This window comes from Kribbella voronezhensis (genome assembly GCF_004365175.1).
GTDB lineage: Bacteria > Actinomycetota > Actinomycetes > Propionibacteriales > Kribbellaceae > Kribbella > Kribbella voronezhensis.
In genome coordinates this window covers 3,808,547-3,829,088 of sequence record NZ_SOCE01000001.1, presented here as the reverse complement: position 1 = coordinate 3,829,088, position 20,542 = coordinate 3,808,547, and the positions used below count along the sequence as shown (strand labels likewise).

Annotated in this window: 24 protein-coding genes; 12 read left to right on the top strand and 12 right to left on the bottom strand. The window is 68.1% G+C overall.

Annotation, left to right across the window (positions count from 1 at the left end):
• Window positions 1–26: 26 nt before the first annotated feature.
• A complete protein-coding gene (locus EV138_RS17675) occupies window positions 27–392 on the bottom strand; it encodes a VOC family protein (RefSeq protein WP_133979993.1) in 366 nt (121 codons plus the stop codon).
• A gap of 246 nt (window positions 393–638) precedes the next feature.
• A complete protein-coding gene (locus tag EV138_RS17670) occupies window positions 639–869 on the bottom strand; it encodes a hypothetical protein (RefSeq protein WP_112245252.1) in 231 nt (76 codons plus the stop codon).
• A 268-nt stretch (window positions 870–1,137) separates the two neighbouring features.
• Here EV138_RS17670 and EV138_RS17665 point away from each other — a divergent pair, with 268 nt between their 5' ends.
• Both EV138_RS17665 and EV138_RS17660 read left to right on the top strand, forming a co-directional pair.
• Window positions 1,138–1,680 carry a MarR family transcriptional regulator gene (locus EV138_RS17665; RefSeq protein ID WP_133979992.1) on the top strand — a complete coding sequence of 181 codons (543 nt, stop codon included), beginning with the start codon at window positions 1,138–1,140 and terminating at the stop codon, window positions 1,678–1,680.
• A 122-nt stretch (window positions 1,681–1,802) separates the two neighbouring features.
• Window positions 1,803–2,168 carry a VOC family protein gene (locus EV138_RS17660; RefSeq protein ID WP_133979991.1) on the top strand — a complete coding sequence of 122 codons (366 nt, stop codon included), beginning with the start codon at window positions 1,803–1,805 and terminating at the stop codon, window positions 2,166–2,168.
• On the opposite strand, the gene EV138_RS17655 is transcribed toward EV138_RS17660, so the two are convergent.
• Window positions 2,169–3,041, bottom strand: coding sequence for a DUF3152 domain-containing protein (locus EV138_RS17655; RefSeq protein ID WP_238158197.1), 873 nt, complete (start codon window positions 3,039–3,041; stop codon window positions 2,169–2,171).
• 388 nt (window positions 3,042–3,429) lie between these two features.
• On the opposite strand from EV138_RS17655, the gene EV138_RS17650 reads away from it, so the two are divergent.
• Window positions 3,430–4,860: an LCP family protein gene (locus EV138_RS17650; RefSeq protein ID WP_238158196.1), complete on the top strand. Its 1,431-nt coding sequence runs from the start codon at window positions 3,430–3,432 to the stop codon at window positions 4,858–4,860.
• A gap of 45 nt (window positions 4,861–4,905) precedes the next feature.
• Window positions 4,906–5,889 carry a LacI family DNA-binding transcriptional regulator gene (locus EV138_RS17645; protein WP_238158434.1) on the top strand — a complete coding sequence of 328 codons (984 nt, stop codon included), beginning with the start codon at window positions 4,906–4,908 and terminating at the stop codon, window positions 5,887–5,889.
• 20 nt (window positions 5,890–5,909) lie between these two features.
• On the opposite strand, the gene EV138_RS17640 is transcribed toward EV138_RS17645, so the two are convergent.
• Window positions 5,910–6,515 (bottom strand): TetR/AcrR family transcriptional regulator, encoded by a 606-nt coding sequence (locus EV138_RS17640; RefSeq protein ID WP_133979988.1) that lies wholly within the window; start codon window positions 6,513–6,515, stop codon window positions 5,910–5,912.
• 44 nt (window positions 6,516–6,559) lie between these two features.
• On the opposite strand from EV138_RS17640, the gene EV138_RS17635 reads away from it, so the two are divergent.
• The 4 genes from EV138_RS17635 (at window position 6,560) to EV138_RS17620 (ending at window position 10,059) form a co-directional block, all read left to right on the top strand.
• The gene (locus EV138_RS17635) at window positions 6,560–7,438 is read left to right on the top strand and encodes a Vgb family protein (protein ID WP_133979987.1); all 879 of its coding nucleotides are present in this window, start codon (window positions 6,560–6,562) and stop codon (window positions 7,436–7,438) included.
• A 73-nt stretch (window positions 7,439–7,511) separates the two neighbouring features.
• Window positions 7,512–8,471 carry a UbiA prenyltransferase family protein gene (locus EV138_RS17630; protein WP_238158195.1) on the top strand — a complete coding sequence of 320 codons (960 nt, stop codon included), beginning with the start codon at window positions 7,512–7,514 and terminating at the stop codon, window positions 8,469–8,471.
• Window positions 8,472–8,508: 37 nt separating this feature from the next.
• Window positions 8,509–9,195, top strand: a complete 687-nt coding sequence (locus tag EV138_RS17625; protein ID WP_133979986.1) for a 2OG-Fe(II) oxygenase — start codon at window positions 8,509–8,511, stop codon at window positions 9,193–9,195.
• A gap of 54 nt (window positions 9,196–9,249) precedes the next feature.
• Window positions 9,250–10,059 carry a phytanoyl-CoA dioxygenase family protein gene (locus tag EV138_RS17620; protein ID WP_133979985.1) on the top strand — a complete coding sequence of 270 codons (810 nt, stop codon included), beginning with the start codon at window positions 9,250–9,252 and terminating at the stop codon, window positions 10,057–10,059.
• Here the strand turns inward: EV138_RS17620 and EV138_RS17615 are convergent.
• Window positions 10,056–10,556: a VOC family protein gene (locus tag EV138_RS17615; RefSeq protein WP_133979984.1), complete on the bottom strand. Its 501-nt coding sequence runs from the start codon at window positions 10,554–10,556 to the stop codon at window positions 10,056–10,058. The two genes, EV138_RS17620 and EV138_RS17615, sit on opposite strands and share 4 nt — an antisense overlap.
• A 43-nt stretch (window positions 10,557–10,599) precedes the next feature.
• Window positions 10,600–11,562: a helix-turn-helix transcriptional regulator gene (locus tag EV138_RS17610; RefSeq protein ID WP_133979983.1), complete on the bottom strand. Its 963-nt coding sequence runs from the start codon at window positions 11,560–11,562 to the stop codon at window positions 10,600–10,602.
• Between the two features lie 87 nt (window positions 11,563–11,649).
• Here EV138_RS17610 and EV138_RS17605 point away from each other — a divergent pair, with 87 nt between their 5' ends.
• Window positions 11,650–12,624: an ATP-binding cassette domain-containing protein gene (locus EV138_RS17605; RefSeq protein ID WP_202866750.1), complete on the top strand. Its 975-nt coding sequence runs from the start codon at window positions 11,650–11,652 to the stop codon at window positions 12,622–12,624.
• Complete coding sequence (locus EV138_RS17600) at window positions 12,621–13,433, top strand: ABC transporter permease (protein ID WP_133979981.1); 813 nt, start codon at window positions 12,621–12,623, stop codon at window positions 13,431–13,433. The genes EV138_RS17605 and EV138_RS17600 overlap by 4 nt, the downstream gene beginning before the upstream one ends.
• Window positions 13,434–13,445: 12 nt before the next feature.
• Here the strand turns inward: EV138_RS17600 and EV138_RS17595 are convergent, their stop codons facing one another.
• From EV138_RS17595 to EV138_RS17580, 4 genes are all read right to left on the bottom strand, one after another.
• Window positions 13,446–13,877: an SRPBCC family protein gene (locus EV138_RS17595; protein ID WP_202866749.1), complete on the bottom strand. Its 432-nt coding sequence runs from the start codon at window positions 13,875–13,877 to the stop codon at window positions 13,446–13,448.
• Window positions 13,878–13,931: 54 nt separating this feature from the next.
• Complete coding sequence (locus tag EV138_RS17590) at window positions 13,932–14,249, bottom strand: MerR family transcriptional regulator (RefSeq protein ID WP_133979980.1); 318 nt, start codon at window positions 14,247–14,249, stop codon at window positions 13,932–13,934.
• 648 nt (window positions 14,250–14,897) lie between these two features.
• Window positions 14,898–15,746 carry an alpha/beta fold hydrolase gene (locus EV138_RS17585; RefSeq protein ID WP_238158194.1) on the bottom strand — a complete coding sequence of 283 codons (849 nt, stop codon included), beginning with the start codon at window positions 15,744–15,746 and terminating at the stop codon, window positions 14,898–14,900.
• A 122-nt stretch (window positions 15,747–15,868) separates the two neighbouring features.
• On the bottom strand, window positions 15,869–16,546 hold the full coding sequence (locus EV138_RS17580; RefSeq protein ID WP_238158193.1) for an anthrone oxygenase family protein: 678 nt from the start codon (window positions 16,544–16,546) through the stop codon (window positions 15,869–15,871).
• A 95-nt stretch (window positions 16,547–16,641) separates the two neighbouring features.
• Between EV138_RS17580 and EV138_RS17575 the strand changes: the two genes are divergently transcribed.
• On the top strand, window positions 16,642–17,586 hold the full coding sequence (locus EV138_RS17575) for an AraC family transcriptional regulator (protein ID WP_133979978.1): 945 nt from the start codon (window positions 16,642–16,644) through the stop codon (window positions 17,584–17,586).
• Window positions 17,587–17,594: 8 nt separating this feature from the next.
• On the opposite strand, the gene EV138_RS17570 is transcribed toward EV138_RS17575, so the two are convergent.
• Window positions 17,595–18,305, bottom strand: coding sequence for a dienelactone hydrolase family protein (locus EV138_RS17570; RefSeq protein ID WP_133979977.1), 711 nt, complete (start codon window positions 18,303–18,305; stop codon window positions 17,595–17,597).
• 10 nt (window positions 18,306–18,315) lie between these two features.
• A complete protein-coding gene (locus tag EV138_RS17565) occupies window positions 18,316–19,554 on the bottom strand; it encodes an MFS transporter (RefSeq protein ID WP_133979976.1) in 1,239 nt (412 codons plus the stop codon).
• 82 nt (window positions 19,555–19,636) lie between these two features.
• Between EV138_RS17565 and EV138_RS17560 the strand changes: the two genes are divergently transcribed.
• Window positions 19,637–20,536, top strand: a complete 900-nt coding sequence (locus EV138_RS17560) for a LysR family transcriptional regulator (protein ID WP_133979975.1) — start codon at window positions 19,637–19,639, stop codon at window positions 20,534–20,536.
• Window positions 20,537–20,542 lie beyond the last annotated feature (6 nt).

Genomic DNA, 20,542 nt, shown 5'->3' with positions numbered 1-20,542 from the left:
GGTGGGTGAGCCGGCCGGCCGGCCGGTCAGAGGTTGGCGTAGTACTCGGGTTTCATCTGGATCAACTGGACGTAGTTGCCGTCAGGGTCGACCAGCGTGGCGAACCAGCCGACGCCGCGGTCCTCGGGTTCGACCAGCCAGTCGACGGCGAGGGTCCGCAGGTGGGCGGCGGCTGCCTCGATGTCCTCGACGGCGAAGTTGAGCACGACCCGCCCGGGCTCGACGGTCGCGGCGGCTACGTCGTCGCGCTTCTCGATCACCATGACGAAGCCGCCGAGGTCAAGGTTGCCGTAACCGTTCACCTCGGCGTGGAACCCGTCGACGTACCACTTCTTCAACCGCTCCGGATCGGTACTGCCCAGCAGCAGACTGTTCAGCACAGGCTTGTCCATCTCGATCTCCTCCGTCACGAGAGCTGACGATCAGCTCACGCGCTGGACGTCGGAGCCGCACGACGCGGCTCGACATGCCCGGGGGCAGGAGCCGGCTGCCGCAGTACGAAAAAGAACGTCCGCACCGCTTCATGCTGGAGGCGGTGCGGACGTCGATCGTGGGGACAGGGGATCAGGCGCATCAGGGGATTGAGGGCGGCAAGCGAGGGGCAGAGCGCCCGCACTCGCTTGCCGCCGATCATTGGACTAGCGGGGGGCTACATCCCACATGCGCTCGCCGGGCAGGGGGTCGGGGAGCCGGTCGACGGCGGGCATCGGGTCGTTGGTGACCCGCAGTCCGGCGAAACGACGGCTCATGGCGTGGGCGTACCGCTCGGCCAACGCCGGCTCGGCGTTGTAGTCGGCGATCACGTGCTCACCGAACCAGACGCGTACACGTCGGCGCTCAGACGTCTGGATGGCGGTGGCGGTTGTCACTGGTCCTCCTGGCTGGTGTCTCTTGGTGGTCGGCCTGGATTCGCGGGCGAGCGCGGTGTCGGTGCGCCGTGTGTTCACCGTCACGTTAGGTCCAACGGACGACGCGGACGGTAAGTCACGGACGTTTTTTGGGCAGTTGTCCAGAAAATCTGAAACTCTTTCCGATCCCTTTCGAACGTCTTTTCGGATGCAGATTCATCGGCAATTCACAGCGTTTCCTCAGCTTCGACACGCCGGGCTGTCGGAACGACTCCGTAGGCTGGAAGGCGTGACCATCGAAGACGCTGGAACCAAGGCTCTGGCGGTCCCTGACCGGATCGTGCAGGCCACCGGGATCGCCACAGTTCAGACCGAGCACCTGATCGGCGACGTCGGTGACGCGCTCCGGCTGCTCGACGCGGTGGAGCGGGTCCGTGGACACGCCCACCCCCTGATCCTCGGCCTCCAGGACGCCGTCGGGATGAAGATGCCGGCCGCGCTGGTGCTGAGCGCGATCTCCAACGGCCGCGACTCCGCCGCGGGAGTCGCCGAGCAGGTCGGCACCACCGCAGGCGAGGCGGAGCTGGCGATCGCGGAGCTCGCGGCCCTCGGCCTGGTCCGTACGACGCCGCAGCTCGCCGTCACCGGCCTCGGCCAGGCGCGGCTGTCCCAGCTCGACGCCCTGACCGTCCGCGTCCTCGACGTCATCACCGGCATCCTCGGCCCGGCGGACGCCGCCCAGCTGGCCCGCCTCCTCCACACGGTCGCCGACGGCCTCGAATCCGCCGCGGTCACCGCGGCCGTCACACATCCCACCGCTCTCAACAACTGACCACCCCAGCAGCCGAACTGACCGGCACCGAGGCGACGGGCCGGAACGTGTCGAAGTTCTGGTGGTGGTCTCGACGTTCGGGTGAGAGGCACCGCTGGGGCGCCTCGGGAGTGGAGGGCGCGATGTTCAAGGAGACGAAGGCTTTCAGCGGGTTCGCGGTGGACGACATCGCGGCGGCGAAGAAGTTCTACGGCGAGACGCTCGGGCTGGACGTGAGCGAGCAGCACGGGATGCTGCGGCTGCGGATCGCCGGCGGCATCCCGGTCCTGGTCTACCCGAAGTCGGAGCACGTTCCCGCGGAGTACACGATTCTCAACTTCCCGGTGGACGACATCGACGCCGCCGCGAAGGAACTCATCGCTCGCGGCATCGTGTTCGAGCGCTACAACGACAAGCACGACGAGGTGGGGATCGTCCGCGGTGGCGGCCCGTTGATCGCCTGGTTCAAGGACCCGGCGGGCAACATCCTCTCGATCATCCAGGAGTAACTAGCTGGTCGGAATGGGGTCGTTGTACTGCCCGGCGCGGCCCTTGTAGCGGGTGCCGTTGAGGTAGGGCCACGAGTTTGCGACGCACCCGTGTAAGCCGAGCGTCTGCTGTTCCATCACAGGCGCCGGCTGACCCGGGCCGCGGCAGAGTTCGTGGTGGTTGCCGAGGCGGTGGCCGGTTTCGTGGTTGACCATGTACTGGCGGTACGCCGTCAGCGAGGCGCCGTAGTTCGGTACTGCGTGGGCCCACCGCGCGACGTTCAGTACGACGCGATCGGCGATCCGGCAGCTCGTGTAGCGGTCCGGGCCGCCGCCGCAGAGGGTGTCGCGGGTATCGGGCGTGACGAGCAGGAGCTTGAAGTCGGCGGGCTGTCCCGGGCCGACCTGGCGGAATCGCCATCGGCCGGCTGACGCCCAGCCCTGCGGGGCGCCGTACGTGTCGCGGATGAACTTGGCGAACGCCGGCCCGTCGACCCCCTGGATCCCACCCTCGATGGCGATCTGGAACTTCATCAGCCGACCGGAGCTACCGATGGTTGTGGGGTCGCCGGGGAGGACCGAGTACGAGACGGTGCCGCGATCCGGATAGGTGATCCGCGAGTCGTCGCCCGGCGTCGACGCCGACGTCTGGTAGCCCGGCTTCTGGTCGCCTGACTGTGCATCTGGATCCGGCGTGCCTGGGTCCTGCTCGCCGCTGGCGTCCGTGCCGTCGGGGCTGTTCTTGCCGGCGGAGTCGTCCGGATCGACCGACGAGTGAGCGGCCGGCCGGATCGGAACGTCCTTGTGGTCGAACGGACTGGCCGGTACTCCGTACAGGGCCACTCCCGCGACCGCCACCACGATCCCGAGCATGGCGATCCTCGTCATCCGCATCCCAGAACTCCTCACGCCGCACTCTTCGGAAGAGCGCGTCCTCACCCGTACTTGCCAGCCGGGCCCAAAACCCTTCTCCCACCCGAGCGCCGAACCGCAGCCTTTGTGCCCACCCCGAGCAGTTCCCAACCAGGCCTGGCTCGGTGCGAGCGCATGAGCGCGCCGGAAATCGCGCCGAACTTTCTGCCGCGACAACGAGTCAGAGGGGGTGGACGCGAACAGGGGACGCGTCCGACCGTCCTGTTCCCGGCCACCGAGTGGAGCCATGTCCCCAAGAGGCAGCAGAATTCACGAAAGCAGCAGGGCGACCAGAGCGCGGCGGGCCAAGCCACGAGCCGCCCGCCGGGCCGCACCGAGCGGCCGGCAACGGTCCGCGCTCGGTGCACTGGTGCTCGCCGTCTTGGGTGCCGCAGTGCCTGGTACTGCGTACTTGGTGGCCGGGCGGACGCGGCTCGGTGTCTTCGTCACCGGTCTCACCGTCGCGTTTCTCGGCACTGCCGCGTACGTCGGGTTGGCCCGGCGCGACGATGTGATCAAGTGGGCGCTCGACCCGAACCTGTTGCTCTGGATCATCGCCGGACTCGCCGTCGTCGCGCTCTTGTGGGTGACGATCGTCGTCACGTCGTACAAGATGCTGCGGCCGTTGGGGTCCGGGCTCGGGGCGCGGCTGGGTGGGTCGTTCGTGATCGGGCTGGTGTGTTGCACGATCGCGTCCGGGACAGCGCTGGGCGCGCAGAATCTGCTCGCCCAGCGCGACCTGGTGACGCACGTGTTCGCCGACGGCAATTCCAAGAGCGCCACCCGGCCGACGATCGCGAACAAGAAGGACCCGTGGGCGCAACTGCCGCGGCTCAACCTGTTGCTGCTCGGCGCCGACGACGGGGCGGGGCGGCAAGGCACCCGGACCGACACGGTGATGGTCGCCAGCATCGACACCAGGACCGGCGACACGAAGCTGATCTCGCTGACCAGGAACTTCATGCGGATGCCGTTCCCGAAGGATTCGCCGCTGCACAAGTTCTACCCGACCGGCTTCTGGGACCCGAAGAAGGGCGATGTCGAGCAGGACGCGTTCTATCTGGACGCGATGTACCGGAACATCCCGAAACTGCACGACGGGATTCTCGGACCGTCCGACAACCAGGGCGCCGACATCCTGAAGGTGTCGGTCGGTGAGGCACTCGGGCTGAAACTGCACTACTACCTGCAGATCAACCTGTCCGGCTTCGAGCAGATGGTCGAGGCGCTCGGCGGGATCACCGTGAACATCAACTACCCGGTCCCGGTCGGTGGCGACGACGACAAGCACATCCCGCCGGGGCGCTATCTGAAGCCGGGTCCCAACCGCCACCTGAACGGCTTCGACGCGCTCTGGTTCGCCCGCGGCCGGTACCAGGTGCCCGGCGCGGACCTCGCCCGGCAGGCCCGCCAGCACTGCACCATCAAGGCGCTGGTGGAACGAGCCACCCCGCAGAACGTCCTCGCCAACTACCAGTCGATCGCCAAGGCCGGCGAGAAGCTGATCCGTACCGACATCCCACAGAATCTGCTGCCCCAGTTCGTCGGCCTCGGCCAGCGGGTCAAGTCGGCCAAGATCAGCAACGTCGACCTGGACAAGCAGAAGAACTTCCCGAACGGCCGCAACCCCAACTACGCGGCCATGCGTGAGATCGTTGCCACCGCGCTGGCGCCGAAGACGAATCCGGTCGCCAGATCCACCAACCGGCCCACCGGCAAGCCGACCGGGAAGGTCACCCCGCGGAAGCCCGGTACCGAGGCCGGCGACCTGGAGAGCTCCTGCGCCTACGACCCGCAGTAGCGCCCGAAGTACCAGGCCCGAGAGGAGAATGGGCCTGTGGTGAAGATGGCGGATGTGGCCAGGCGGGCCAGGGTTTCGGTGACGACGGTTTCTCATGTGCTGAACGAGACGCGGTTCGTGGCGCCGGACACCCGGGAGGCCGTGCTCACCGCGGTCCGCGAGACGGGGTACGTGCCGAACACCGTCGCGCGGTCGCTGGTGATGTCGAAGACGGACACGATCGGGCTGGCGCTGTCGTCGATCTCCAATCCGTACTTCGGGGAGCTGGCCCACCATCTCCAGGCGGAGGCCGAACGGCGCGGGTACTCGATCCTGATCGCCGACACCCACGACGATCCGGAGCACGAACTCAAGGTGGCCAGGGATCTGCACGAGCGCCGGGCCGACGGGATCATCCTGGCGGCGTCACCGGCCCCGGAGCGGACGCTGGAGTATCTGCACCGCAGCCGGGTTCCCGTGGTGCTGGTCGACCGGTTGATCGGGTCGGGACTCGATGAGGTCGGCACGGAGAATGTCGAGGCGACGTCGCACCTGGTCGAGCACCTGGCCGGCCGCGGTCACCGCAGGATCGGGATGGTCAGCGGGTTGGCCGGACTGGCGACCACGAAGGAGCGGGTCGCGGGCTACCGGCTCGGACTCGACCGGGCGAACCTCCGGTACGACGAGGAGCTGCTGCGGGGCGGCTCCTCGGATGCCGAGCCGGCCCGCGGGGCGACGGCGCAACTGCTTCAGCTGCCGGATCCGCCGACCGCGTTGGTCGTGGCGAACAACAAGATGACGATCGGCGCGATGCGGGCGCTGCGCGACGCCGGCTTGTCGGTGCCGGCGGACATCGCGCTGGCGGCGTTCGACGACTTCGCCTGGGCGGACCTGTTCGAGCCGCGCCTGACGACGATCGCACAGCCGCATCACGAACTGGCCGCCACAGCGGTCGAGCTGATCACGTCGCGCATCGACGACCCTGATCAACCGGCCCGCAGCATCCGGCTCGACCCCACCTTGGTCCATCGCAGCTCCTGCGGCTGCTAGCACCGACTTGCTCCTGACGGCTAGCGCACATACACGCCGGCGCGAGCTGCAGCGGCAGCGTCTTTGGCCGCGCGATCCGCGGCTGCGCGGGTCATCGGCTGCCGGAGCAGGACGAGTTGGTGGTAGACCGGCGCGGTGCACGCGATCAGCAAGCGCTGCGCGTCGGTGTCCGAGGGGATCTCGCCGCGATCGATCGCACGGCTGACCACGACCTCGCTGCGGACATAGCGATCCTGCCAGAACGACGTGAGCGCCTCGGCCGCTTCGGCGGTGCGGAACGAGGCGGCGATCACGGCCCCGGTGAGTGAGGGCTGCTGAGCGAGCGCGTCGCGGACCTCCCGGTTGAGGCGGATCAGGTCGGCTTCCAGTGATCCCGTGTCGGCCGGCTGCCAGTCGTCGTCGGCACCGGACGCGAGCAGGTCGACCAGCAGGCCGGCGACGCTTCCCCAGCGGCGGTAGATCGTCGTCCGGTGAACGCCGGACGATGCCGCGACCATTTCGATCGTGAGGTTGTCGTAGCCGCTCGCGGCGAGTTCGCGTTCGACCGCGGCGAGGACGTCGGCGCGCACCCGGGCCGTTCGGCCGCCGGGGCGGGGAATCGGGCTTGCGTCGTCGCGCTGGATCATGGCACGATCCTAATGCAACATCGGTCGCATTAACAGGAGGCTCCGTGAGTCGGTGGACGGAAATCAGGGTCGGCGCTGCCGGCGACGGCCCGTACGGCGTGACGGTGGCGGGCGACGCGGTCTGGACCACGCTGGTCCACGCCGACGCCATCGCTCGGCTTGCGGCAGCGACCGGGCCTACTGACAACGCAGCGGTGGAGCGGTTCGAGTTGCAGGCGACGGGAAGCAAGCCGAGTGTGATCGTGGCCGGTCCTGATGGTGGGGTCTGGTTCAGCCGGAACGGCGACGACCGGATCGGGCGGATCGGCCCGGACGGCACGGTGAGCGCTGTCGAACTCGGCGGTTCGCCGTACGGGTTGTGTGTCGGGCCCGACGGCGCCTTGTGGAGCACGTTGATGTCCGTGGACCGGATCGGGCGGGTCACGGTGGACGGCGAGGTCACGCAGTACCCGATCGGTACTGCGGGCGCCTTCCCGGCGATGATCACCGCTGCCGACGAGCTGTGGTTCGCGCTCAACCAGGGCAACGCGATCGGCCGGATGACGGTCGACGGCGAGGTGACGACCTATCCCCTGCCGACCGAGGGCGCCGGGCCGGTCGGGATCAGCGCGGGTCGCGACGGGGTGTGGTTCGTGGAACTCCTCGCCGGTCAGGTGGGGCGCATCACCGCGGACGGCAAGATCACCGAGTATCCGCTGCCGGACCGGACTTCCAAGCCGCACGCGGTGGTTGCGACCGCCGACGGGGGTTGCTGGATCACCTTGTGGGGTTCGGGTTCCGCGGTCCGTCTGGACTCCGAGGGTGCGGTTGTCGACGAGGTCTCGTTCGGCGAGGGCACCGAACCACACGGGCTCGCGGTGGCGACCGACGGGTCGGTCTGGGTGGCGCTCGAGTCGGGTTCTCTTGCTCACATTCACGCCTGAGCCCTCCTCGGAGTGAGGGGACTCACTCCGAGGAGGGAGGTGCGATCGGCCAACTCGGGAGCACTGTGGTGACGTGACCACAGGGGTGGAGCAGAGCAGCCAGACCCACGCCGTTCTACGCTCGGCCGGCCGCGGGCCGCTCGTCGTTCACCATCGTCCAAGGGTCCGCGATGTCCTGGCCGTGGGGCGGCCGGCGTTCTGGGCGGTTTCCGTAGTCCCTTATTACGTTGGTGTTCTGCTCGCCACCCATCGCTTGATCCCGGCACCTTCCGAGTGGGCGCGGCTGTTGCTCGGAGCCCTGGTGATGGGGCCGTTGCTGTGGCTGTCGGTGCTCGCGATCAACGACGCGCACGACCTGCCCGGCGACCTGCTGAATCCGCGGAAGTCGAAGTCTCCGTTGCTCGACGGACGCGTTTCCGTCCGGACGGCGAAAGGGATCGCGGCGATCGCCGGAACCGCCTCCCTGGCAGCCGGTTTCGCGGTCGGAGTGGTCTTCGCGCTCGGCGTCCTGCTTGCCGTCGTTCTCGGCTACGCCTACAGCGTTCCGCCGGTGCGGCTGAAGACCCGGGCCGGTTTCGATGTCGCCGTGAATTCGCTTGCCCTGGGCACCTTCGGACCACTGACCGGCTGGGCCGCCGTGACGAATGACCTGAGCGGATTCCCCTGGCTGATGGCCTTGCAGGGCACCTTGGTTGCCGTTGGCCTCTATTTGCCGACCACGCTGGCCGACCTGGAGGCGGACCGGGCCGCCGGGTACCGGACGATCGCGGTTCGCCTTGGCGCGAGTACGACGTACCGGCTGGGGTTCGCTGCGTGGATCGCGGCTGCCGGGCTGTCTGTCGTCCTGGCGGCCGCCGACCTGGTGATTCCGCGGAGCATGCTCGCCCTGGAAATCGTGATGGTGCCGGTGCTGATCGCGGCGTACCGGCGGTTCATCGGGCCCGGCCAGACCTTCAAGGGCGTGGTCGTCGTGGCCTCGCTGTTCCTGTCGCCCTGCGTCGCCTTCGCGCTCACCTACGTCGGCATCATCTGAGCCCTCACACGACCGCGACCGAGCGCGTTCTATCGGTATGGACTTCGACTGGAAGCAACTGACGGCGGAACTCGACTCGGTCGGCTGCGCGTTGACACCGCAGCTGCTCACGCCGGCCCAGTGCGCGGAGATCTCGGGCCTGTACGACGAGGTCGAGCGGTTCCGGGCGACGATCGACATGCAGCGCTACCGGTTCGGCTCCGGGCAGTACCGGTACTTCGACCACCCGCTGCCGGAGTTGGTCGCGGCGCTCCGGGCGGCGTTCTATCCACACCTGTTGCCGATCGCGCGCGAGTGGGCCGATCGATTGGGCAAGCCCGCGCCTTGGCCGGACACGTTGGACGAATGGCTCGACGACTGCCATCACGCGGGCCAGACCCGGCCGACGCCGATCCTCCTGCGGTACCAAGCGGGCGACTGGAACGCGCTCCATCGCGATCTGTACGGCGATCTGGTGTTCCCGCTGCAGGTGGTGATCGGCCTGGATCGGCCGGGTGTGGACCACGTCGGCGGTGAGTTCCTGCTCGTCGAGCAGCGCCCGCGCGCCCAGTCCCGCGGTACCGTCACGCCTTTGCCGCAGGGCCAAGGGCTCATCTTCACGACCCGGGACCGCCCGGTGGAGTCCGCCCGCGGCTGGTCGGCGGCCCCCGTACGCCACGGAGTCAGCACGGTCCGCTCAGGCATCCGCCACACCCTGGGCCTGGTCTTCCACGACGCCGCGTGAACGACGGGCACTCGACCGCTTTACAACGATGGATGACACGCCCACCCTGTTGGGATGACGCTTACCCGCGCTGAGCTCGAGATCGACTACGCCCTGGACCGGGCCTCGATCGCCCACTTCGCCGACCACGGCTTCGTCAAACTCCGGAACGTGCTGAGCCCGGCGACGATCGCGGCGTACGAGCCGGAGATCACCGGCAAGGTCATCGAACTCAACACCCAGCACCTCCCGTTGGCGGAGCGGGACACGTACGGCAAGGCGTTCCTGCAGGTGATGAACCTGTGGCAGGACAGCGAACTGATGCTGGAGTTCGTGTCGTCGCCGCGGCTCGCCCGGATCGCGGCGCAACTGCTCGGCGTACGGTCGGTTCGGCTGTACCACGATCAGGCGCTCTACAAGGAGTCCGGTGGTGGGGTGACACCGTGGCATGCGGACCAGTACTACTGGCCGTTCGCGACCGATCGATGCGTGACCGCGTGGATCCCGTTGCAGGCAACGCCGTTGGCGATGGGCCCGCTCGCGTTCGCCGCCGGGAGCCAGTCGTTCGACCACGGCCGGGATCTGCCGATCAGCGACGAGTCGGAGCGCGTCCTGCAGGCGGCGCTGGCCGAGCAGGAATTCCCCGAAGTGGCAGAGCCGTTCGAGTTGGGCGAGGTCAGCTACCACCGGGGCTGGACCTTCCACCACGCGGCGCCGAACGAGACCGACGTACCGCGCCGCGTGATGACCATCATCTATGTGGACGCCGAGATGGAGATCGTCGAACCGGTGAACACGTTCCAGCAGGCCGACCTGGCCACCTGGATGCCCGGCAACCGGCCCGGCGACCGTATCTCCTCGCCGCTGAACCCCGTTCTGTACTAACCCCGGCGCGAGCGCATCTCGGCGGCGAAGGACTCCTGGAGCTGTTTCATCGCGGCGGCTTCGGCCGGGTCGGCGAACAGAGCCGGCAGGTCCGCCGGGTTCACGTCGTACAGGTGCGCCTGGATCCACCAGATGTTGCCGAACGGATCCCTGATCCGCGCCCCGCGGTCGCCCACGATCTTCGAGGTGATCAGTGGCGTGATCACCGTGGCGCCCGCTTCGACGGCTCGCGCGACGGCGGCGTCCGCATCGTCGACGTACACACTCAGCAGGCTCGGCAGGTCCGGCCAGTCCGGCTGGGCGTCGAAGGCCATCACGACCGAGTCGCCGATGGTGATCTCCGCGTGCCCGATGGTGCCGTCCTCGTTGGGTACGGCGAACGACGCCTTGGTCTCGAAGGCCCGCTCCACGAATTTCAGCCAGTCCGCCGCGCCCCGAACGGCCACGTACGGCGTCACAGTTCCCTTGCCACCTGGGTACTTCCGCTCTGTCGTCATGCTCCCAGCCTCTCGAAGGTAGCGGCCAGGTTCTGTCCTTTACTCAAGAAGCTGCCTTGGAATACCGGACGGCCAGCTGAGCAGCCGCGGTCTTCAGCTCAGCCGGGCCCACGAACTCCAGTTCGCACTCGAACATCCCGAAGGTCGCGGCCAGTCCGGTCCACGACCAGCCGTTCAGGATCAGCCGGCAACTGGTCTCGGTGATCTCCTCGACGATCGCGTCGCGGCCGGCCCAGCGGGCGATGTCCGCCGCCTTCGCCTGCAGGATCGCCTCGCCGCGGCACGGCCATTGGTTCTGCCCGGTGAACTTGCCCGAGATGTACGTCGAGACGTCGGGCGCGGGCAGTTCGCGCGGGGTGAAGCGCGGCCCGGTCGGCGTCTTGGGCAACATCCGGTCCACCCGGAAGGTGCGCCAGTCGTTGCGGTCCAGGTCCCACGCGACCAGGTACCAGCGGCCGCCCCAGGTGACCAGGTGATGCGGCTCCACCTTGCGCGGCGGGACCCATTCGGTCGCTCCCGGCGACGCGTAGTCGAAGCGCAGTACTTCGTGGGCGCGCAGCGCGGTCCCGATCGCGATCAGGTGTTCCGAATCCACCTTCGTACGGCGTGAGTCGGCGTACTTGTCGACGGTCGTCACCTGCAGCGCGTCGACCCGCTGGCGCAGCCGGGCCGGCATCACCTGGCGAACCGTGGCCAGCGCGCGAAGGGCGCCTTCCTCGATCCCGGTGACGGTCGTGGTGGCGGTCTGCAGCGCGACGGCGACCGCGATCGCCTGGTCGTCGTCGAACAGCAGCGGAGGCAGGTCGGCGCCCGCGTCGAGGCGGTAGCCGCCGTCCGGGCCTTTGGTCGCACGGACCGGGTAGCCGAGATCGCGGAGCCGGTCGACGTCACGGCGGACCGTGCGCGGACTGACCTCGAGGCGTTCGGCCAGCAGTGCGCCCGGCCAGTCGCGGCGCGCCTGGAGCAGGGACAGCAGCGAGAGAAGTCGAGCCGAGGTTTCGGACATGACCTCAGATTGCCACGAGTACCGGCCAGAACCTGGCCGCTACTACTGGAAATGTCGTCGGCAAGTGACCCCGACAGAGGAGACATCGTGATCAGCACCCGAGAGCTCACCAAGGACTTCGAGGTGAGCCGCACCGAGACCGTGCACGCGGTCCGCGGCATCAGCCTGACGGTCGACCCCGGCGAACTCGTCGCCGTCCTCGGCCCGAACGGCGCCGGCAAGACGACCACGCTGCGGATGCTCACCACCCTGATCGCCCCGACCGCCGGCACCGCCGAGGTCGCCGGGTACGACGTCGTCGCGCGGCCGGACCAGGTCCGCCGGCAGATCGGGTACGTCGGCCAGGGCAACGGCGCCGGCCATGCGCAACGCGTCGCCGACGAACTCGCCGGGCAGGGCGTCATCTACGGGCTCGACCGGCGAGCGGCGAAACTGCGCGCCGGGGAACTGCTCGAATCGCTCGAACTGAAGGACCTCGCCCGGCGCAAGGTCTCCGAGCTGTCCGGTGGCCAGCGCCGGCGCCTCGACGTCGCGATGGGCCTGGTGCACGCGCCGAAGCTGCTGTTCCTGGATGAGCCGTCGACCGGCCTCGATCCGCAGAACCGGGCAAACCTGTGGGATCACATCCTGCGGATGCGCGCGCAGTACGAGATGACGATCGTGCTCACCACGCACTACCTCGACGAGGCGGACTCGATGGCCGAGCGGGTCGTCGTGGTCGACCACGGACAGGTGATCGCGGACGACACCGCCGACGCCCTGAAAGCCGACCTCGCCGGCGACCGGCTCGCCCTCACTGTTGCCCCCGGCAACCACTCGGCGGTACGCCGGCTCGCGGGGCAGTTGCCCGGTGCGCGCGACCTCGTGGTCGAGGGCGACGAGATCTCGGTTCGTGTGACCAACGGGCCGGCCGCGTTGCCCGTCCTCCTCGGTGGCGCCCAGCAACTCGGCGTACCGGTGGCCGCGGCACAAGTGCATCGCCCGACCCTCGACGACGTGTTCCTCACCCTCACCGGCCGCAGCCTGCGCGAGACCGGTGCCAACGGAAAGGCAGCGGCATGACCACCCTCACCGTCCCCACCGTCTCCCGTCCGGCCGCCTCACCGGCGCAGCGGAACCTCCTGCGCGACATCCGGATCGTGATGACACGAGAACTCAAGCCGGTACTGCGGGATCCGTTCTCGCTGCTGTTCGGGATGATCCAGCCCTTGGTGTTCCTCGGCCTGTTCGGGCCGTTGCTCCGCGGCTCGATGGGCGCGGCGTTCGGCGACGGCGTCTGGCAGTGGTTCGTGCCGTCGATCCTGGTGATGACGACGCTGTTCGGAACCTCGACGACCGGCGCGAACCTGTTGTCCGAGTTCCAGACCGGTGCGCACGAACGGATGATGGTGACGCCGCTGTCCCGCTCGTCGCTGCTGATCGGCCGGGCGCTGAAGGAGATGGTGCCGCTGTTCGGGCAGGCGCTGATCGTGATCGCGGTGATGACGCCGTTCGGTTTCGACCTGCATGTCGGCGGCGCGGTCGTCGGGCTCGCGTTGCTGGCCGTGTTCGGGATCGGGCTGGGCGCCTTCAGTTATGCGCTGGCGATCGCGGTACGCAAGCAGGACTGGTTGTTCTGGGTGGTGCAGCAGACCTTCCTGTTCCCGCTGATGATCCTGTCGGGAATGCTGCTGCCGCTGGAGACCGGACCGGGATGGATGCAGGTGGCCTCGAAGTTCAACCCGCTGGCCTACCTGGTCGACGCCGAGCGCGCGCTCTTCGCGGGTGATGTGAGCTCGACGGCTGTGCTGTGGGGTTGGCTGGCCGCGCTCGTCACCGCGGCGGCCGGGCTGACGGTGGGCATCCGGACGATGGTGCGGTCGGCCGGCTAGATCGTCAACGACCTACAGTTCGAGGAGCGCGGCGCGAAGTCCGGATTCGGCTTCGTCGCCGAGCTTCTTGAACTGGCCGCGGAACAGCGGCTCGATCACCCGGGCAACGCCCTTGAACTCGAACTCGGCCCGGTAGGTGACCTCGGTACCGCTGCCGGTCTCGCGGAACGTCATCGTGTCGAGCGCGACCACGGTCTTGTTCTCGCCGCGCACCTGGAAGATCCGGCCGGGCTCGAACCGCTGTACGACGTACTCCAGTTCGGTCTCGCGGCCGGCGAACGAGGACCTGTTCCGGTACTTCGTGCCGACGCCGCCGTCGCCCGCCAGCCGCACCGTCGACACCGTCCCGGGATCCCAGTCGACGGTGGTCTCGAAGTCGGACAGGTAGGCGAACACTGTCTCGACGGGCTTCTCCACGGTGACGGCACGTTCAATGGTGATCACCCGGCCACGCTACCGGCCGGGTCCATCAGGGTTGGGCAAATCTTATGCAGGTAGCTAGCCCTTCTCGCGCATCTCCTCGTTGATGCGCAGCGCTTCGGCCAACTGGTCTTCCAAGATGATGATCCGACAGGCGGCCTCGAGCGCGGTGCCCTGGTCGACCAGCTCGCGAGCGCGAGCGGCCAGCCGCAACTGGTACCGGGAATAGCGACGGTGACCACCCTCGGACCGTTGCGGGGTGATCAGCTTCGCCTCGTCCAGGCTGCGCAGGAATCCCGGCGTGGTCCCGAGCATCTCCGCGGCCCGGCCCATCGTGAAGGCGGGATAGTCGTCGTCGTCGAAGTTGGCGGGGCCGGTCGTCGGGGTTGAACTCATCGGTGTCTCCGTGTGGACATCTGGGGTCATCGCGCCTCCATGCCGACGGGCCCCGGTGCCGTAGCACCGGGGCCCAGGGTCGGGAATATTCCACCATCTACCGGCCGTGAGGCCGGACTTACCTGTCCGTAGCGCGCCACGTGAAGGCTGCCACTACGGGGATCGCTGAATGCGTAACCGAAGACCACCTTCCTTACTGATGGAACTACGGCACCCGCCCGGCGAAGTACTGGCACTGGCGGGCGATCCGACGGTGTAATCCCTCCCCTTCTTGTCTCGAACTACTACTGCATCTGACAACTGCTGCACTGCAACTACAAACTGCGAACTACAACTGCTCTTACCGCGAACTACAACTACGAACTGCTACTACAGCACTGCGAACTACTACTTCCTTCGTCAAGCCCGGAACCCTTTCCTACCACCGGCTCCGCGACTCTGACCCTGGCGTGAAACCCGAGCCCCTTCACTGATCGGCCCGGCGGGATCCGCCGTCCCACTCACTGCACAAACACTTTTGGACAGGTCGTTAGCTGTCCACGTCAGCTTCGCTCTTCTTCTCTGTCAACACGAGGAACACTACACAGCCCTCCAGAGAATGTCTACTCCGGTCAGCATAGATTTCGATCGTGTCCCGGCAGAGGTTTCTCAGCGCCGACTGATCCCGACGAGCTCCGGAATCGCCTGGTCCCAGACCTGCTGAGGCAGCTCGTGACCGGCGCCTTCCAGCAGCACCAACCGCGCACCCGGGATCTCCCGAGCGAGCGCCTCGGCGTGTGCCGGCCGGAACATCGGGTCCTCGGTGCCGTGCATGACGAGCGTCGGTACGGCGATGCCGGCGAGGTCGCGGTCCTTGGAGTCGCCGTCGTCGAGGATCCACGGGTTGGTCATGGCGGAGGCGAGGTCGGTCGTGCGGGCGATCATCCGCGCGACGAGCTCACGGCGAGCCGGTTCGTCGTACGGGAAAGTTCCGGCGTACAGCTGCTCTTCCTGGATGAACGCGTCGAGGGCTGCGTCGGGATCGGACCAGTCGGTCGGCGGCTGATCGGCCGCGAACGCCTCCTGCAGGTGAGCTGCCATCGGCGGGAGGTCCACCGGGGTCGAGGTGGCGATCGGGCTGGTGGCGATGAAGGTGGCGGATGCGACCCGGTCGGGGTGGTCGAGGACCAGCGCCTGGGAGATGCCGCCGCCCATCGAGAGGCCGACGATGTTCGCGCGCCCGAGGTGGAGAGCGTCGAGGATGCCGATCGGATCCTCCCTGAGGTCGGCCGCGGTGTACTGCGGTTTGCCGGGCTCGTAGCTGACCGAGCGGCCGGTGTCGCGGTGGTCGTAGCGGATGACGAAGCGGCCGGCTGCCGCGAGTCGCTCACAGAACGGCGTCTCCCAGAAATCCATCGAGGCGGAGGCGCCGTGGATCAGCAGAATCGCCGGGTCGTCCTTCGTCCCGAAGGTCTCGACACACAACTCGACGCCACGCACCTTCAGCAGTTGCTCCATCACCATCTCCTCAGCAGGGAAGCGCTGACGGTACCCACGGTGGATGTGGATCCACTGTAGACAGGGCTCTGCCAGGCCGGTCGGCGAGCGACGGCCTGGCAGTGGGTTGTGGGCACGGACGGCTACTGCCAGGACTGCGGGCGGGGAGCTACCTGCTGCGGCGTCTGCCAGCCCGGGTTAGGCAGCTGGAACTGGTGGCCCTGCGTCGAGCCGTACTGCGGTGCGCCGGCGGGCCGGGCGCCTTGGTGAGCCCCGTCGGCGCGGGCGATCGAGCCGGCGCCGATCGCCGGGGCGGCGGTCGTCTTCGAGCCGGCGCCGGAGGCGAGGGCGAGGCCGAAGGCGACGACGCCCAGGGCACAGGAGACGGCGCGGAGGTTGTTGGCCGGGTTCCACTTGGCCAGGTAGTTCAGCCACTCCGCGGCACCGGCGGCCGAGTTCGGGTCGAAGGTGGCCAGCTTGTCGTTCAGCGGGATGTTGACGGCAAAGCTGACCACGATCACGCCGACCAGGTAGAGCGCCGCCCCCGCGACCAGCCACCACTTGCCGGGCGCGTCCTTGACCAGCGCGATGATCCCGAGCGCGACGCACACCAGCGCCGTGCCCATGAAGATCAACAGGAACAGTGGGTTCTGGATCCGCACGTTGATCAGGTTCATCGCGGCGGCCCCTTGACCGGCCGGCATCCGCTGCAGCGAACCCATCACGGCCGTCCCGAACGCGTAGAAGACGCCGCCCATCAAGGCGGTACCGACCAGGCCGGTGAGGGTGAGCAGCTTGGTGAAGTTCAGTGTGTTGGTCATGGCTCAAGTTCATCGGTGATCGCTGAGACAAACCATGGTTGTCCCGCGCAGTTCCATGTCCGTGCGTCTCAGCACCCCGAGGTAGGCTCGCCGCCATGGACGTGCTCGACGATCTGCTCGCCGGCACCCGCGCGCGGGGCGGCGTGTTCAACCTGACGATCATGGACACGCCCTGGGCGCTCGACATCCGCGACGGGGCACAACTGGCACTGGCGACGCTGGTGCGGGGCTCCGCCTGGATCGTCCGGGACGGGATCGAGCCGACCCGGATGGAGACCGGCGACGTGGCGATCTTCAACGGTCCCGAGCCGTACGTCGTGGCCGACGACCCGGCCACCGAGCCCCAACTGCGGATCCACCCGGGCGGCATCTGCGAACCGTTGCCTGGGGCACCTGTCGACTACAGCGCGCGCCTCGGCGTACGGACGTACGGCGGCCGTCTCGACGGGGACGCGATGCTTGTCAGCGGCACCTATCTGCTGGAGGGGGATGTCAGCAGACGGCTGCTGACCGCCCTGCCTTCGGTGCTGGTCGTACCGGCTGACGCGGTGGCCGGCCATGTGATGTCGATGGTGCTCGGTGAGATCCAGCGCGACGAGCCCGGTCAGCAGAGTGTGCTGGACAGATGGCTCGACCTGGCGTTGATCACCACGTTGCGCGCATGGTTCGCCCGGCCGGAGTCGCATGCGCCCGGGTGGTACCAGGCGCAGAGCGATCCGGTCGTCGGTTTGGCGCTCCGGCTGCTGCACGAAGACCCGGCGTACCCGTGGAGTGTTGTCGAACTGGCCGATCGCACCGGAGTGTCCCGGGCGAGTCTGGCCCGGCGATTCAGTGCGCTGGTCGGTGAGGCACCGATGGCGTACCTCACCGGCTGGCGGATCGCGTTGGCCGCCGACATGCTGCGGGAGACGACCGACACGGTCGAGGCGATCGCCCGCCGGGTCGGCTACGCGAACGCCTTCGCCCTGTCAGTCGCCTTCAAACGCCTCCGCGGCACCAGCCCTACCACCCACCGCCGCACAACCCTGCAGTCGGCCTGACGCCTCAGTTAGGTCGTGGTCGTGTGGATGAAGTCGAGGGCTTGCGGCCAGGAAAGGGTGAAGGCGTCGGCGTTGACCTGCTTGTCCTGCCGTGAGCGGTCGGAGAAGCCGTGCTCGGCGCCCGGATAGAACTGGGTGATGGTCGCGCCAGTCGACCTTCCCTGCAACGAGGTCTGCAGTGCCTCGAAGTCGGCCACCGGTACGGCAGCGTCGTTGCCCGGGTAGATCACCATCACCGGCGCGGTGATCGCGGCTGCTTCGGCGATCGCGTCGTACGAGTGGTTCGGCCGCAGCTCCGACGGCGTGGTGGGGTGGTACGCCGTGACGCTCGCCGGCCGGTGATCCCTTGCCGCCAGCAACAAAGCGAACCGGCCACCGAGGCACCAGCCGATCACCCCGGCCTTCGGACAGCCGAGTTCGCCCAGCAGATGGTCGAGCAGCGCCACCTGCTCAGCGATCGCGGTGTCGTCGTCGAGTTCGGCCAGCAACTCGCTCAGCTCTTCCCTGGTCGAGTTGTCCGTACTGCGCCCCTTGAACGGATCCCAGACCAGCGCGGTGACGCCACGGCCGGCCAGTTCGTCCGCCCAGTCCCTGACCTGCTCACCGATCCCGGTGATCATCGGCAGCAACAACAGCCCTGGCCCGGCACCGGCCGAAGCCGGGCGGGCCAGATAAGCGGTGAGATCCCCAACGGAAACAGTCGACGTTTCGATACTCATGTCCGCGAGGCTATCCCTGGTGCTGATTCGCCTTCAGCATCCGTACGCCGGCGACGTTCACCATCACCAGGATGATCGCGGAGAAGATCAGCAGCGCGACCTGATCGGGGAGGAAGGCGATCCCGACTCCGATGGAGAGCACGGGGACCGCCAGGCCGGCGTACGCGATCAGGAACAGTGCGGCGAGCACCTCGCCGCGCGAACCGGCGTCCGCGAGCGAGGCCGCGGTCGCGACCGCCCCGCGGAAGACCAGGCCGACGCCCGCACCGGCGACGACTCCGCCGGTGACGAACACCCACAGGCTGGGGGCCAGTCCGCCGACGGCGACACCGAGCAGGCCGGTCGACATCAGCACCAGACCGAGTTGCAACTGCCGCTGCCTGCTGAGTCGCACGAAGACGACCTGACTGAGCGCGCCCGCGACGAACACCGCGAAGGTCACCACTCCGGCGAGCAGCCGCGAAGTGTGGTGCAGGGTTCCGGCCAGGAACGTCGGGGCCAACGAGGTGAAGAGCCCGAAGATCGCGAAGGCGGCGAACGCTCCCGCTGCCGTCGCGAAGAACTGCGGCTTCGCAGCACTCGGCAGAGCCACCTTCTGCGGGCGATAGGCCGGCCGCTCCTCCAGCCGCTCGACGGTCTCGGGCACCAGCGTGATCCCGACCGCACTGAGCAGCAGCAGAACCAGGAACACCTCGTACGGGCGCTCCAACGGCGCCGACACGTACTGCGCCAGGATGCCGCCGACCAGCGGACCGAAGGCGAGCCCGCCGAGGTTGACCATCGAGGAGATCAGCGCCGACCGGCTCGGATCCTGGTCCGGCCGGGCGATCTGGCGCAGCTCCGAGATGTGCGCTGTCGCCGTCGCGGTCAGTGCGCCGACACCGACTCCCGAGATGAACCTGGCCAGCAGCAGCCCGGGGACGTCCGGCCAGATCAGGAAGATCGCCGCGGACACCGCCTCGGCCAGTACGGCGAGCAGCGCGACCCGGCGCCGACCGAGCCAGTCGCTGACGTGACCGGCGAGGTACAGGCTGGCCATCACGCCGACCGCGTAGGTGGCGAAGATGACCGTGATCATGAAGGTCGGGAAGCCGTCCCGGCGCTGGTAGATCGCGTAGAGCGGCGTCGGCACGGTGGAGAACGCCATCGTGATCAGGAAGGCGGCGGCGATCACCCAGAAGCCGGTGCCATGAGCGAAGCGCACGCGCGAGCCGACCTGGTGCCCGGGGCGGTCGGTCAGAGTTGTCATGTCTTCAGGGTGTCTCGGTTGATCTATCGAGTCCAACGAATCTTCTTGCATGCACTTATCGAGCAGACCGATAATCGCTGCTGTGGACTCGAGACAGCTGGAGTACTTCGTCGCGGTGGCCGAGGAGCTGAGCTTCACCCGGGCAGCGCAGCGGAAGTTCGCGGTCCAGTCGACCGTGTCGGCGGCCATCCGCGCGCTGGAGTCCGACCTCAAGACGACGCTGTTCGATCGCTCGACGCGGCGGGTGACCTTGTCGGCCGCGGGCGAGGCGCTGTTGCCGGAGGCGAAGGCGGCCCTGGAAGCGCTCGACCGGGCACGCGCGGTGGTCGAGGAGGCGTCGACCGGACTGCGTGGCAACATCCGGATCGGCACGATGACCCGGTTGGGGCTGGTCGACCTGGCCGCGCTGCTCGGAGCGTTCTACCAGCGCTACCCCTTGGTCGAGGTGCAGGTGACCACTTCGCCGACCGGTTCGAGTGGGCTCGCCGACGACGTCCGCCACGGCCGGCTCGACATCTCCCTGGTCGGTCTGAATCCCACCGAGTTGACCGGCTTGGAAGCGCGCGAGTTGGCCACCGTCCCGTTCGTGGTGATGGTGCCGTCGGCTCATCGGCTGGCCGGCCGGGACGGGATCGAACTGCGCGACATGGCCGGCGAGCGGTTCATCGATCAACTGCGCGGGTTCGGCAACCGGACCACCGTCGACCACGCCTTCGACAACGCCGGAATCCCGCGCCGGGTGCAGGTGGAGGTCCCCGACCTGAGCACCGTCCCGGAGTACGTGCGGGCCGGACTCGGGGTCGCCGTCGTACCGGAGGTTGACCTCGGCAACCAACCTGGGGTGGCCCGGTTGCGGCTGACCGACATCGACCTGACCTGGACGTTGTCTGCGATCACGCTCAGCGGCAAGCGTCCGAGCCGGGCGGTGACCGCCTTGCTCGACCTGATGAGCGATTCGATCCGTCCCGGCGCCGCCTTCTAGCTGCCG